Consider the following 13,738-nt stretch of genomic DNA (forward strand, 5'->3'; position numbering starts at 1 on the left):
TGTTCAACAAGCTGAAGAACTGGCGCCGGGTCGCCACTCGCTACGACAAAACCAAAGAATCCTACCTTGGCTTCGTCGCCCTCGCTTCAATCAAACTCTGGATACCCTTTGTCCACGAAACCTAGCTAATGATCCGTTAACCGAACCCCCGGGGGTTTGGGGCAGGCCGGACGTTGTTCCGTAATCTGTCGGTTCGGGCCTTACCCGAAAATTACTTGAACTAATCAAGCCTAATTCATTTTGTAGGGGTTCTTTATGAAGAAAATCGTTTTGTGTGCAGTCGCATCGACCGCGTTCATTTCCACCAGTGCGTTTGCCCAGAGCAACACCACGACCGACACGTTCGTCGTCACCGCCAACGTCACGCCAACCTGCGTAATGGAAAACGTGCAGGACATCGATCTTGGAGCGTTGAAAATCGTGACCACGGCCGGCTCCAACGCCCTGGTGTTCGGCAACGGCTCGAAGAGCGCAACGAGCAACGCGGCTTATCTCAGCTGCAACGACACGAACGCGATGACCATCACCAGCGACGGCGCACTGAAGAACGCTCGCGGCGTGACCGCGGACGAATCAGCTGACGGCTTCTCCGACCGGGTCGATTTCCGCGTTTATGCCAACAACTATGGTGCTGCCACCGGTAACGCGCGTCAGACCTACTTCTCGCGCAATGGCGGTTCGCAGCGGAATGCCGACCCGCGTGGCGCCCTGCATCGCCAGATCAGCTTCCAGGGTTCGGTCGATTACGACGACAATCGTGGGTTCCGTCCAATCGCTGGTGCTTATTCCAGCACGGTGACAGTAACGGTTGCGATCGCTTCCTAAACGGAAGTTTGTCAGAAATGCCGGCGTGTCCAGGGGCGCGCCGGCATTTTTGTAGTTGGAGGGAAGGCCGATGCCGGCTTTGCCAACGGATCGGTCCCGAATCGGTCTCTTTTTGAGGAGCGGAATGGTGAACCTTCGGTCTCTGGCGTTGGGTGCGACGCTATGCATGGCTGCCCTGAGCGGCGTCCTCGGAGCAATCCCGGCACAAGCGGCGCGCGTGACCCCGATGGTGACCGAAATCACGCCCGAGGGAACTAGGTCGGTCGTCCGCCTCGAAGTGACGAACGACGAGGATCGGGACGTTCCGTTCGAACTGACCATGCATCGCGGGACCATCTCGGAAACGGGAGAGGTGTCCCTGGTTCCCGCCGATGAGCGCTTCGTCGTATTCCCGCCGCAGACAGTGATCGCCGCCAATAGCCAGCAGGTTTTCCGTATCCAGTTCCTGCCCGCCCCCGATGTGACCACTTCCGAAATCTATTACGCTTCGATCAGCCAGATACCCGTCGAGCTCGAACCGACCGACAGCCGGATCCAGCTGCTGATGCGGTTCAACGTGCTGGTCAATCTGGTGCCGTCCGGGACGCAAGCCGATCCCGTCGTGGATTACATCCGGTTCGTGGAGCGCGAACGCCCAGCGGGTGCGGAAGCCGAGGCGGCAGAGACGGCTGCGAACATCGTCGAACGTGGACTTGAAGTCCGCGTCTCGAACAATGGCACGCGCTATTTCGGGGCAGGCGAAACCGGCTGGACCATTGCCGGCCGGGACGTGAGCGGCGATACTTTCACCGAAATTTTGGACGAACGGCAGGTTCGCGAAAACACCGGCTTGGGTATCGTAGCGCCGGGCAAGTCCCGGGTCTTCTTCATTCCGATGGACAGAGATCTCGACCCCGAATCGCTATCGGTTTCTTTCTTCCAATAACTTGCTGGCAGCGGGGCGTTGGGACATCGAAGCTTCCTCTTGGCGACGGTGGCGCTGCACGCTTTCGTCGTCGGCGTCCCCATTGCGCGGGCACAGACCGGCGTCGCGGTGCCAACCGATTCGTCGAGCGAACCGCAAGCTGGAGAAGCGACGCAGCTGCTGATCCCGATCGTCCACGATGGAACCGTTCACGGAGATGTGCTGGCGGATCTGTATCTCGACGGCCGGATCAGTTTCGAACGCCTCACCCTGCTCGTCCGCCTGACGCCGTTCCTGTCTGCGGATGGCCGTGTGACCTTCGATCGCCTGCTTGTCCAATCGCCCATGGTTTCGAGCGACGAGGTCCAACGCGCCGGAATCGAACTTCGCTACAACCCCACAAGGCTCGAAGTCGTGATCGCAGATATCGATCCGACTATCGCCGCCGTGCAGCAACTCGGCTCGGTGCCACCCAGGAACACCTTGCCCGTCACGCTCGAGCCTGCCGGAACGAGCGCTTACGTAAACGTCATCGCCGATTTCCAGTTCGACGAGTTCACCGACGGCGTAGGGCCCGGACTGTTGGTGACGGGCGCGATACGCCACCGGGACATTGTGTTCGAATTCGACGGCGGGTACGACCGGCAGGTCGCGCAAGGGAGCGGCTTTTACCGTCGGTACGCCCGTCTGGTGTATGACGAGCCGGACAGGCTCCGCCGGTTCACCGCTGGCGATGTGCAGGTTCCTACGTTGGGATTGCTGGGTGGTGTCTTCGTCGGCGGGGTCGGCGTCGAGAAGGGGCGGCGGGTGTTCAACGATTTCGGCCCCCTGACTTCGCTCGGCGGACAGCAGATCCTGCTGGAACGTGATGCCACGGTCGAGGTGATCGTGGCTGGTCAACAGGCCGAATTGCTGCAGCTGCGGGCAGGCCCCTACGACCTGTCTCGGCTGCGCGCCGAATATAGCGGCCGGGATACGCAGCTGTTCATCACCGACGTCACCGGTCGACGGCAGCTGGCGAGTTTCGATACGTTTCTCGACCCCGGCGCGCTGATGGCGGGAGAAACCGAATATAGCGCAGCGATCGGCGTTCTGCCCGACAGTTTCGACAACCAACCCAATTACGGATCTAGTCCGGCCTTCAGCGGCTTCTACAGCCGGGGTATGAACAACCGCCTGACCTTGGGCGGCGCGTTGCAGATTTCCGAAGAGGTTCAGGTTGCAGGCGCGGAAATGGTGGTTTCACCGGTGCTCGTCCCCGGCCGGATCGAACTAGGCGCTGCGGTCAGCGTGTCCGAAGGGACAGGGATCGCCGCGCGGGGCTCCTACTCGCTGCGTTTCGGCGATATAGAGACGGCGCGCCGGTTCTCGATCGGCGCTGAATATCGTGATGCCGGGTTCACCACGATCACCGATCGACTGTTCATCAGGCGCGCGGACACGTTCCTGCTTAACGCGAACTATTCGCAGCGGCTGGACGAGCGCACTTCCCTGATCGTCGGCGCCAATTGGTTCGAACGCGGCGACTTTCCGGCGATCCGGTCGATCTACGCCGACGCGGTGCGGTCCACGCGCAACTACCGGCTGACGCTGGGGGTCGAATATGGCGACGACTTCTTCGCACGCAATTTCGGGGTGCGCGCCAGCCTGTCCATCCCTTTCGGTCGATCGACGCGGGCCGAGGCGTCCTACAACAGTCGACGCGACGATGCGCGCGCCTTCGTCACCCGGAGCTACGACGACACTGTCGGATCCTGGGGTTACGACGTCGGCGTCAGGCGATCGCAAGGCAATCAAAGCCTCGACGCGAGCGGAACCTACATCGGCAACCGCTTCTACGCCCGGGGTTTCGCATCGACCAGTGGTCCGGGGTTCGGAGGAATCACGGACAATCCCAGCGGACGGCTGCAAGTGGGAACTTCGTTCGCCTATGCCGATGGATTGTTTGGCGTGGGCCGCCCGATCAACGACAGTTTCGCGCTTGCCACCCCCAATGCCGACCTCGAAGACGCCGAGGCGGTGATAGGCGGTTCGATTCAGGAACGCCGGCCCGAAGGGATCAGCGGCATTTTCGGTGCGGCGCTCAGCAACAGGCTGAATTCGTATAACCGGCAGAGCATCTTCTATGACCTGGACGGGGGCGGAGCCGGCGCGGATATCGGTACGGGTGTGGAGACCGTGCTGCCCCCCTATCGCAGTGGCTACCGCCTGATCGTGGGTTCGGGCGCGACGGTGACGGCTTATGGTTTCCTGAACCTGCCATCGGGCCGAGCCGCCCTGGTCGCGGGAACGATCACGTCGAGCGACGATCCCGACTTCGGCACGCAGCCCTTCTTCACGAACTCGACCGGGCGTTTCGCAATTCTCGGGCTGAAGCAAGGCTACCGCTATACGATTCGGCTATCTGATCCGGTCGCGGAATATGTTATCGAGGTGCCGTCCGATGCGGACACGCTTCTGCAGCTGAACGAAATCACGATCGATGCCGGCAACGACGAACAGGAACGATGACGATGCGTAAGACAGCCCTGATCCTTGCCTTGTGTGTTGCCGCTGCGTCGGCTCCGGCGGCGGCTGCCTGTGCGCCCAGCTTCGTCGACGATCCGACCACTGTCCAGTTGACCCCCGGCCCGTCCTTCGATCGCGAGCAATTGTTCGAACGCTTGAATGTGCGCGTGCGCAATGAGGGCGACGATCCATGTCTGTTGCGCTTCAACGTCACGGACCGCACCGGCTCCGTCGCGGATGGATTTCCGGCGATATCGATCGTTGGACCGAACGGCATCGGCACCAGCCCCGGATCGCCCGCCATCGGCAGCACCGCGAGTTTCGGTGCCGAATTGGCGATTCCCGCGAATGGGCAAGTGGTCGTCCCCCTGGAAGTGCGGACCGTCGTCGGCTGGGGGTCGCGAGCGGGTCTCTACAATCGGGAGCTCGAACTGCAGCTGCTGAATGTGCAAACGGCGCAGGAACTCGGCAGCCGGCGCACGCAGCTGACCCTCACCATCCCGCGCACCGCGCTGATACGCTTCGCCGGGGCGGGCGGCACCGACGGCCCGCCGCGGATCGAAATGGGGCCGCTGTCACCAGTCGCCCCGACCCGTTCGCCACCCTTCGCACTACGTATCCTGAGCACGTCGCCCTATCTGATCGATGTGACGTCCGACAATAACGGATCGCTGCGGCGGGAGGGGGCGTCGGACCTGATCCCTTACCGCATGACGCTGGGCGGGCAGGAGATGATGCTGGCGGGGTCAAGGGATTCGATGCAGGTCGGCCGGCATACGAACTCAGTCGGCGATGTTCTTCCTGTGACGATCGTTACCCAACCCGATCCGGAATATCATGCGGGGCAGTATCAGGACCGCATAACGATCACGGTCACGACGAACTGAGGCCTGTCAGTAAGCCGTGATCGTCAGATTGATCGCCAACGGTCTGTTCAATGAGGCATAGCGCACGCGCAACGGACGGTATCCGTAACGCGCGCCTGCACGATAAGCGACCGGGCTCCACCCGTGCGACCGAAGCAGACTGGTTGTTCCAGCGTAGGTGAAAGCGACTGTTTCGCCGTCGTCCAGGTTGCGGTGCGTGGCGACTACCGAATACCCCCGCTGGCTGTTGCACGTTTCCAGAACGGATCCCGAAACCCTGCCGTCCCCTGCTGTCGCGAAAAGTTCCAAAGGCGTGATCTGGCAGAACTCCGGCACATGCGCGGATATTCTCATGGCCCCACCGGCCCGGCCGGTATCCGCCAATGCCGGGCTTGCTACCAGGGCAAGACCGGCAATCGGCAAAATGCTATTGATCAACCGCCCCATTTACGCACCTCTTCCGTGCCAATACCGCTACGTCCGAAACCTTAATAACTTGCTGCGCTCAGCGACAACCTCGGATCGATTTCAGTTTGGCAGGTCCGCGGTATGCCGTTCATTCGACGGTACCGGGCGTTTTGAAAACGAATCGCCGGATGAACCCCAGACTTTCAGGGTTGCGTTGCCGAAACCAGATCGTCAGCTAACGGCCCAGCCAGCGACATCCCAAGCGTTATGTTCTCGGCCAATTTTAGCTCAGGAGAAAATCAATGGCATACTCACGATTTGATGCGATTGCGCGACATCGCCCAGCTTGGAACGCTGGTAAGAATGTCGGAACAAAGCGCCCACTGACACAGAAGCAGGTTTGGGCGATCCGCTTCCACCTCGATCACTAAGGCCGATTGAGGGACAAGGCCCTTTTTCGATCTCGCGATCGACAGCAAGCTGCGCGGATGCGATCTGGTGAAGATTAAGATCGGGGATGTCGTTGCGGGTGTTGACATCCGCAATCGAGCAACCGTCATTCAGCAGAAGACCAACAAGCCGGTGCAGTTCGAATTACCGCTGACGTGCGGGCCACACTTCTAACGTGGTTGGAACGCAGAGGCGGCTCGACTGTCGACTACCTGTTTCCTAGCCGGGTAGACACAGCAGGCCATATGAGCACACGACAGTATGCCCGCCTGATCGATGAATGGGTAACGGCGATCGGGCTGCGAAAGGCAGAATACGGTACCCATTCGTTGCGCCGGACGAAGGCAGCGATGATCTACCGCGCGACGGGCAACATCCGGGCTATCCAGATACTGCTCGGCCATACGAAAATCGAGAACACGGTGCGTCACCTTGGTGTCGATGTCGAGGATGCTCTCCTGCTAGCTGAGAGGACTGAAATCTGATCACATCTGCGGTCGACCGGTTATAATACTGGCCGACCGCTTTCGGGTTGCTAATAGCGCGATTGAACCGGCGAGTTTTGGGTGGAAACCGGACACGCCGGGGTATTAAGCAGCTACGACCTGCGCAGGCTTATCGATGACCACACCAGTAGCAAAACACCTGCTGCCATGAGCCTGATGGCAAACCAATCCAAGGTCTCGGCATTGCCTGATAGCTTGTGAATACAATCGAACACACACGGAGGCGGCCCGTCAGAATTGCGCGTTCGCCTTGCATTCTCGAGGACCCAATCGTGCACGCCCAACGCATGGGCATGTTCCCGCAAGACGAAGCCACTTGCCAGCATCACGACGCCAAGCCAAAGCCGCCAGTATCGTTTCATGGACCGAGGATAGCCGACCGATTTGTGGATGCAAGGTCCGCAAGTGGGGTCGTTAGCCGACAGACAGCTTTTCACCTCCTGACTGCCGAGACCGGACAGTCAACTCCCGGCCCAAAAACCGACCCTCACGCTAACGAACCCCCAACAGTCGCTGCGAACAATCTGCGTTGAATTCCAAGGAACGCCTCGCGGATCTCGACGGTCGTGCCTAGCTTTCGTTTCGCATCATTCATGCTGCCATACCGGCTGCGGATGAAGTGGCTTAGCCGTTGGGTGTCGAGTTCGCGGATACCATCCTTGGCATAGGAGCTAAGAACGTAATTGAGGAACTCGCGCATCTCCGCTTCGTATCCATCCATTCCGGTCGACTTGGCCGCCCCGACGCGTTCGGCGCGCGCTAGGGGTGCCAGGGTGAAGCGGATGTAGCCGAGCACGTCGAAGATATCCGAGTTCGGTGCGTCGATTAGGCGCCGCATGTCAGACAGCCGTTCACGGTCATAACCCATTTCCGTCAGGCGCTGCAGGAAAGCGTTGCGGCGATCGGGATCACTCCAGATCTCGCGCAGTTGGTTTTCGCTTGTGACCAGCGTGCCCAAATCGCCGAATAGGTGCTCCATGAACTCCTGTGCGGTTATCGGCCGGCCGTTGAACATATAGGTCGTCGCACCGACGTAGCGGATCTTGCGCTCCTTGCCGTCGGCCAGCTTCACGATGACCTTCTCAGTAGGCTCTTTCGGGTCTTCGGGCTCTTCTGGATCGTCCGGTTCATCGGGACCAACAGGTCCGGGACGCGGCGGTAGAGGATCTGCCGGATCTTCCGGTTCGCCATCCCATTCGGGATCGTTGAAGTGCTCGTAGGCCTTCACGAAATCGAAGATCGTGAAGAAGTCCTTCCCGTCGAAAGTGCGCGTGCCGCGGCCAATGATCTGCTTGAACTCGATCATCGAGTTGATCGGCCGCAGCAGGACGATGTTGCGCACATTGCGGGCATCCACCCCTGTCGACAGCTTCTGCGAGGTCGTCAGGATGGTTGGCAGCGTCTTCTCGTTGTCCTGGAACTCGCGCAGGTGCTGCTCGCCCAGCTTGCCGTCGTCTGCCGTCACCCGCTCGCAATAGTGCGGGTCCGGATTGTCCTTGATCTGGTTGATGAAGTTGCGAACGCGGGCGGCATGATCCTGCGTGGCGCAGAAGACCAGCGTCTTCTGGCGCTGGTCGATCTGGTCCATAAATTCCTGCACGCGGCTCATCTCGCGCTCGTCGATGATGAGCTTGGTGTTGAAATCGGCTTCCCTGTATTCCTTGTCCGGGTCGATCTCTCCCGCGATCACCTCGTCCTCGTCGCTGAAGGTGTAGGTGTCCATGGTGCTCGCCATCTGGCGCACCTTGAATGGCGTCAGGAAGCCGTCGCCGATGCCTTCCTTCAGCGCATAGGTGTAAACCGGTTCGCCGAAATACTTGTAGGTATCGGCGTTGGTGTCACGCTTCGGCGTGGCGGTCAGGCCCAGTTGCACGGCAGGCGCGAAATATTCGAGGATCGCACGCCAGGTGCTTTCATCCCGCGCGCCGCCGCGGTGGCATTCGTCGATTACGATGAAGTCGAAGAAGTCGGGCGCATAGCCTTCGAAGGTGAATTCGGTCTCGCCATCCTTACCGCCGGTCATGAAGGTCTGGAAGATCGTGAAGAAGATGTTGGCGTTGGTCGGCACGCCGCCACGCTTGCGCACTTCCTCCGGATCGATGCGGACAAGCGCGTCGGGTGGAAAAGCGCTGAAGGCGTTGTAGGCCTGATCGGCGAGGATATTGCGATCGGCGAGGAACAGAATACGCGGACGGCGCACCGGTTCGCGGCTGAGGTTCCAGCTGGACTGAAACAGCTTCCACGCGATCTGGAAGGCGATGCTGGTCTTGCCGGTGCCAGTTGCGAGCGTCAGCAGGATGCGCTTGTCGCCCTTGGCAATCGCTTCGAGCACTGCGGTGATGGCGTTGTGCTGGTAATAGCGCGGCTGCCACTTGCCGCCGCCCGTTTCGAACGGAACCGCGCCAAAGCGTTCGCGCCAGTCATTGCCATGCGGGAAGCAACGATGCCACAGCTCGTCCGGCGTCGGGAAAGGAAGGTCGTGATCGCCCTCCTTTCCGGTATTCATGTCGATGCCATACCAGCCAAGCCCGTTGGTTGAGTAAGCAAAGCGCGCTTCCAGCCGCCGCGCATATTCCTTGGCCTGCCCTACGCCATCGGTATGACCGAGCCCCGCCCTCTTAGCCTCGATCACCGCAAGCTGGCGGCCCTTGTGGGTCAGCACATAGTCGGCAGAGAGGGCGTTGGCGCGTTCGCCTCCTGCAAGGATGCGACCCGGCGCAATGGTCAGCTCGCGATTGATCCCGGAGCCTTCGACCACGCCCCAGCCTGCCTCCCGCAAAACGGGATCGATACGGTTGGCGCGGGTGTCGGCTTCGGTTTCCTTCTCGAGCATCGGCTTAGGTCAGCTCCCCGGCGAACGCTTTTTTCAGGATTGATTGGCGGAGGTCATCAAGGTCAGCCAAGGCAGCAGCATATGCAAGATTCAACCCTCTTGAGTTGGTCTCAATCTCCGAACAAGCGGCAACCAACTCCGACTGCGCCTTGAGATTCGGAATTGTATGAGTCAGCTTTCTTTGGGCGGTAATGGGCACCTGATTTCGTGTCGCTTGACCCATGATCCCCTCATACTGTCTCCTAAAAGCGGAACTGCGCATCTCATACATCAGAAACTCTGGCAAAATGCGCTCCTGATCGGGCCTGTAGTAAGTGACTGACGTGCTAAGTATGACCTTATCTTCTTCCGTTTCCAGCAATGCCACCGGCCCAACAGTAGCGTTGTGAGCGAAGATCACATCGCCATTTCGCGCCACACCTTTCTTGATTGTTGCCGCGCGCTCATGTGTGAGAAACTTGGCCTTACCGAGATCAATCTGACCCTCGACAATGCAGTTAGCAGAAACATAAGCGACACCGGACTCTACAAACTCAGCTTTTCGCGGGTAGTTGCTTCCATGATTTCCATCGAGGTGGCTCACAATCAGACCGGAATCGAGCATCTGCTGTAATGTCAGGATTTCGCCGCCTGACTTTCGCAGCTCTGCCTCCATGAACGAAGCCAAAAACTCCTCCGCATCGGCCAGATTGGCTTCGGCGTTGGCGCGGGCGCGGTCGAGGGCGGCGAAGGCCTGATCCAGCACTGCGACGATACGCTTCTGCTCGTCCATCGGGGGTAATGGCACGAGGATTGGCTTAAGTGACCCCTGGGTGATCTGCGGCTGCGCTGCGCCACTAATCGCAGCGCCGAGGTCAGCCGGGCCTTCAAAATAATATCTCAGAAATCGAAGGTCTACGGTATCGTCCTTGGGCTGGATGACCATCGAATTGCCAGTGATCCACGACTCCGGCTGGGTGATATGCACCGTGCCGCAGGCGCCTCGACAGCCGATCACCAATTGTGGCTCAGCGTGATTGAAGCGGTGGTATCGGCCTATTACCCCGTTTGCGCCGAACACGGGATATTTTCCGTCCGGCTTCATCTCTTTCTTCGTGATAATCTCAGGCTGGTAAAGCTTACAAAGCTCGCCGAGGGTCGATTGACGCCAGCTCACAGCATCCCTCGAATAGCTTCGAGGATCTGCGCCGTTTCCTCGTCGCGCGCCAGCATGGCATCGATAATCTCCGCGGGTTCGCGCAGCGGCTCTTCCTCCGGCGCGTTCGGATTGCGGACAGACAGGTCCCAGGTGGTCTGATCAAGATCGTCGACCTTCACCGTCCAGCTCTTGTCGCTGTCGGCCTTGGTCGCCTGCAGTTCGACAAAATCCTTCAGATCGTCGTCATTGAGCGGGCTTGTCTTGCCAAGCGAACGGCCGGGATCGAGTTGGTAATACCAGACTTCCTTCGTCGGCGTGCCTTTGTCGAAGAACAGCACCACTGTCTTCACGCCTGCGCCCTGGAACGTGCCACCGGGGCAATCCAGCACGGTGTGCAGGTTGCAGGTCGCCAGCAGTTCCTTGCGTAGCTCCACGCTGGCATTGTCGGTGTTGCTGAGGAAAGTGTTCTTGATCACCACCGCCCCGCGCCCGTGCGAGAAGCGTCCCTCCGCCTTCAGCTTGCGGATGAAGTGCTGCAGGAACAGGTAGGCCGTCTCGCCGGACTTGATCGGGAAGTTCTGCTGCACCTCCCGCCTCTCGCCGCCGCCAAAGGGCGGATTGGCCAGCACGATGTCGTGACGGTCGGCCTGTTGGATATCCATCACGTTCTCGGTGAGCGTGTTGGCATGGCGGATCGTCGGCGCCTCGATCCCGTGCAGGATCATGTTCATCACGCCCAGCACGTAGGCGAGCGACTTCTTCTCCTGCCCGTAGAATGTGCGGCGCTGAAGCGTTTCCCATTCCTCGCCGGACAGGTCCGGCCGCCGCAGGTAATCCCACGCCTCGCACAGAAACCCCGCCGACCCGCAGGCCCCGTCGTAGATCGTCTCGCCGATCTTGGGATCGACGACCTTGATCATCGCGCGGATCAGCGGGCGCGGTGTGTAATATTCGCCGCCATTGCGCCCGGCATTGCCCATCCGCTTGATGCGGGTTTCGTAGAGGTCGGACAGTTCGTGCTTGGCATCAGTGCTGCCGAAATCGAGCGTATCGACAATGTCGATCACCTCGCGCAGTGAATAGCCGGAGCGGAACCGGTTCGCGAGTTCGGAGAAGATCTCGCCCACCTTGTATTCCAGCGTATCCACATCGGCATCGCTGGCGTTGAAGGTCTTCAGGTAGGGGAACAGCTTGCCGTTGACGAAGTCGATCAGGTCCTGCCCGGTCTTCGCAGCATTGTGGTCGAGTTCACCTTCATCGTCTTTCGGCGCAGCCCAGGTCTGCCAGCGATAGGCCTCGTCGAGGATCGGCGTGTAGTCACGGCCCTCCAGCTCGGCCTGGTCCTGCCGCTCCTGCTCCAGATCGTCGAGATACTTGAGGAACAGCAGCCAGCTGGTCTGCTCGGCATAATCCAGTTCCGACGACAGGCCCTCGTCATTGCGCATGGCCCGGTCGATATTGTTGAAAGCGTTCTCGAACATTGATGCCCCTCGTGTCGCGCAACTGCCTATTCGGATTGGCTGAATCGGGCAAGCGGCGGGCGCGGAATGCGCCGTTTCCTGCGGCAACGGCGCTTGATATGCTCGTAGATTATACTTATTTCGTAATGCTCTTGCAAAGTCCATCGGGCATGCTATTGCTCATGCATATCAACACAAACGCAATGGATTAGCAATATGATGACGAGGCATGCCACCCAACGCAGTCAGCAGCGCAGCATTCCGCCTCTCGCTTTAGAATTGTTCGAGCGATACGGTGCGATCTGCCGCCACGACGGAGCCGACGTGCTCTTCATGGACAAGCAAGCGCGCAAGCGCATTGCTCGCGACTTCGGCGGGGCAAGGGCCCTGCGATACGTAGAGCCACTGCTCAACAAATACGCCGTGGTCGAGAATGGCCGGGTCATCACCCTCGCACACCGCAGCAAGCGTCTGAAGCGCTGAACGCACCCAAAATCATTGGAGATTGCCATCGTGGCCACCATTATCACCCGCACCAATCCGAAGACTGGCAAGATCGAGCGCCCCTATCGCGACAAGCAAAGCCATTTCGTTCTTGGTGACCCCGCTTTCGGAAGCGAACTGCATCACCGTAAGAACGCGGTCCTGACGACCGAATACGACGAAGCTCTACGGCTTGTCCGCAAGGGGTTCTCGATTCGTATGTCGGCAGGTGACGGCACGCCTCCCTCGTTGATCAGCGCTGGCAAGCTGACCTTGACCGAGGTTGATAAGCCGTCTGCTGGCGAAATTCCGGCTGAGGCCCCCCTAACGCCATTCTCGCGTGACGACGTCAGGCACGACCTGCGCAAGGCCTTGGTCGCGGAGGCAGCCATGATCGCCCACTGGGGAAGCTACGAAGCGGCAGAAGCTTTTCTGGGGTTCCCGTCATCCGACGACGCCGGCGAACCATACGACGACGCAGATCCTTCGGAGGTCGACCTCTCTCGCTTCCGTTCTACCCCGTTGATCGAGGCCAGCTATGACTGGGCATTCCAAACTGGAAATCCTGGATCCTTTCGTCCGGACTCTTGGGATGACCTTGCATCGTTGATGGATGGCGCATCGGCCGGCACTATCAGCACGATCTCGCCTATGGGAAACCCAGAAAGCCACCTGCGTATCACGATCGGGACCGCATTCGCGCGCTGGAAGTTCGAATTCGAGCCCGGCGGCCACCTGTCAGTGCGCGAGTTGGCGTATCTCGCGCAGATGAACGAGGTCGCAGCGCGCAACGCGCTTGCGAAGGATGGTATCAAAGCTCGCGGTGGTATTGAAAACCGTATGGCAAGGCAGTGGCTCGCGCAGCGACAGAAGTTCGTGCCAACGAGGAAGAACCTTCTGCCTTCGCGTTGATTACGAGAGAAAACGAGCAAAATCAGCAGCAATTCGGAGTGAATTTCTCATTGGAAATTCACCCACCTAAATAACTGAAAAGAAAAATTTTGACACTCTTCGCCGGGGTGCAAAACTCAGAGCGCCTGAAGCAAAAGCGGCTTCAGCACCTACCCTAAAAAATTCAACCGGCCTAAAATACGGTCATGACTTACAGCATCGACCATATTGCCACTTCTTCACCTTCGGAAACAAACGTCCGACAGGCTTCCTCGTGTAGCTGGAGGAGGAAAACCCATAACTCTATTTTTATACAGGATGGATGGTGTCCGACACCATCTAGGTTTCGTGGACAAAGGGTATCCAGAGTTTGATTGAAGCGAGGGCGACGAAGCCAAGGTAGGATTCTTTGGTTTTGTCGTAGCGAGTGGCGACCCGGCGCCAGTTCTTCAGCTTGTTGAACAGC

At 59.4% G+C, this 13,738-nt stretch carries 11 protein-coding genes and 3 pseudogenes; 9 read left to right on the top strand and 5 right to left on the bottom strand.

Going from position 1 to position 13,738, the window contains the following annotated elements; genetic code table 11:
• The 5 genes and pseudogenes from HG250_RS04980 to HG250_RS05000 all read left to right on the top strand — a co-directional run.
• Positions 1-125: pseudogene (locus HG250_RS04980) on the top strand (IS5 family transposase); the annotation flags it as partial.
• A gap of 130 nt (positions 126-255) precedes the next feature.
• A complete protein-coding gene (locus HG250_RS04985; RefSeq protein ID WP_170003310.1) occupies positions 256-825 on the top strand; it encodes a spore coat protein U domain-containing protein in 570 nt (189 codons plus the stop codon).
• A 166-nt stretch (positions 826-991) separates the two neighbouring features.
• Positions 992-1,750 (top strand): fimbria/pilus periplasmic chaperone, encoded by a 759-nt coding sequence (locus tag HG250_RS04990; protein ID WP_170003312.1) that lies wholly within the window; start codon positions 992-994, stop codon positions 1,748-1,750.
• A gap of 48 nt (positions 1,751-1,798) precedes the next feature.
• Positions 1,799-4,240: a fimbria/pilus outer membrane usher protein gene (locus HG250_RS04995; protein ID WP_338103864.1), complete on the top strand. Its 2,442-nt coding sequence runs from the start codon at positions 1,799-1,801 to the stop codon at positions 4,238-4,240.
• 2 nt (positions 4,241-4,242) lie between these two features.
• On the top strand, positions 4,243-5,124 hold the full coding sequence (locus tag HG250_RS05000) for a hypothetical protein (protein WP_170003316.1): 882 nt from the start codon (positions 4,243-4,245) through the stop codon (positions 5,122-5,124).
• Between the two features lie 6 nt (positions 5,125-5,130).
• Here the strand turns inward: HG250_RS05000 and HG250_RS05005 are convergent, their stop codons facing one another.
• A complete protein-coding gene (locus HG250_RS05005) occupies positions 5,131-5,550 on the bottom strand; it encodes a hypothetical protein (protein ID WP_170003318.1) in 420 nt (139 codons plus the stop codon).
• A 263-nt stretch (positions 5,551-5,813) separates the two neighbouring features.
• Here HG250_RS05005 and HG250_RS05010 point away from each other — a divergent pair.
• A pseudogene (locus HG250_RS05010) lies at positions 5,814-6,446 on the top strand (tyrosine-type recombinase/integrase).
• Positions 6,447-6,527: 81 nt separating this feature from the next.
• Positions 6,528-6,668 (top strand): hypothetical protein, encoded by a 141-nt coding sequence (locus HG250_RS05015; RefSeq protein WP_170003320.1) that lies wholly within the window; start codon positions 6,528-6,530, stop codon positions 6,666-6,668.
• A gap of 286 nt (positions 6,669-6,954) precedes the next feature.
• Here HG250_RS05015 and hsdR read toward each other — a convergent pair whose 3' ends face one another.
• Genes hsdR through HG250_RS05030 form a run of 3 tightly spaced genes read right to left on the bottom strand, consistent with a single transcriptional unit; the run spans position 6,955 to position 11,919 of the window.
• On the bottom strand, positions 6,955-9,300 hold the full coding sequence (hsdR, locus tag HG250_RS05020; protein WP_170003322.1) for an EcoAI/FtnUII family type I restriction enzme subunit R: 2,346 nt from the start codon (positions 9,298-9,300) through the stop codon (positions 6,955-6,957).
• Between the two features lie 4 nt (positions 9,301-9,304).
• Entirely contained in the window at positions 9,305-10,456 is a 1,152-nt protein-coding gene (locus HG250_RS05025) for a restriction endonuclease subunit S (RefSeq protein WP_170003324.1), read from the bottom strand.
• On the bottom strand, positions 10,453-11,919 hold the full coding sequence (locus HG250_RS05030; protein ID WP_170003326.1) for a class I SAM-dependent DNA methyltransferase: 1,467 nt from the start codon (positions 11,917-11,919) through the stop codon (positions 10,453-10,455). The genes HG250_RS05025 and HG250_RS05030 overlap by 4 nt, the downstream gene beginning before the upstream one ends.
• A 195-nt stretch (positions 11,920-12,114) precedes the next feature.
• Between HG250_RS05030 and HG250_RS05035 the strand changes: the two genes are divergently transcribed.
• Together HG250_RS05035 and HG250_RS05040 are read left to right on the top strand one after the other, a co-directional pair.
• A complete protein-coding gene (locus HG250_RS05035; protein WP_170003328.1) occupies positions 12,115-12,381 on the top strand; it encodes a hypothetical protein in 267 nt (88 codons plus the stop codon).
• A gap of 30 nt (positions 12,382-12,411) precedes the next feature.
• A complete protein-coding gene (locus tag HG250_RS05040; protein WP_170003330.1) occupies positions 12,412-13,293 on the top strand; it encodes a hypothetical protein in 882 nt (293 codons plus the stop codon).
• Positions 13,294-13,611: 318 nt separating this feature from the next.
• Here HG250_RS05040 and HG250_RS05045 read toward each other — a convergent pair.
• Positions 13,612-13,738: pseudogene (locus HG250_RS05045) on the bottom strand (IS5 family transposase); the annotation flags it as partial.

The organism is Pseudopontixanthobacter vadosimaris, assembly GCF_012979275.1.
Lineage (GTDB): Bacteria > Pseudomonadota > Alphaproteobacteria > Sphingomonadales > Sphingomonadaceae > Pseudopontixanthobacter > Pseudopontixanthobacter vadosimaris.

Excerpts from the sequence above, each read along its gene's own strand:
- HG250_RS05035 (WP_170003328.1), top strand. The coding sequence starts at position 12,115 with ATGATGACGAGGCATGCCACCCAACGCAGTCAGCAGCGCAGCATTCCG.
- HG250_RS05030 (WP_170003326.1), bottom strand. The coding sequence starts at position 11,919 with ATGTTCGAGAACGCTTTCAACAATATCGACCGGGCCATGCGCAATGAC.
- HG250_RS05000 (WP_170003316.1), top strand. The coding sequence starts at position 4,243 with ATGCGTAAGACAGCCCTGATCCTTGCCTTGTGTGTTGCCGCTGCGTCG.
- HG250_RS04985 (WP_170003310.1), top strand. The coding sequence starts at position 256 with ATGAAGAAAATCGTTTTGTGTGCAGTCGCATCGACCGCGTTCATTTCC.
- HG250_RS05005 (WP_170003318.1), bottom strand. The coding sequence starts at position 5,550 with ATGGGGCGGTTGATCAATAGCATTTTGCCGATTGCCGGTCTTGCCCTG.
- hsdR (WP_170003322.1), bottom strand. The coding sequence starts at position 9,300 with ATGCTCGAGAAGGAAACCGAAGCCGACACCCGCGCCAACCGTATCGAT.
- HG250_RS04990 (WP_170003312.1), top strand. The coding sequence starts at position 992 with ATGGCTGCCCTGAGCGGCGTCCTCGGAGCAATCCCGGCACAAGCGGCG.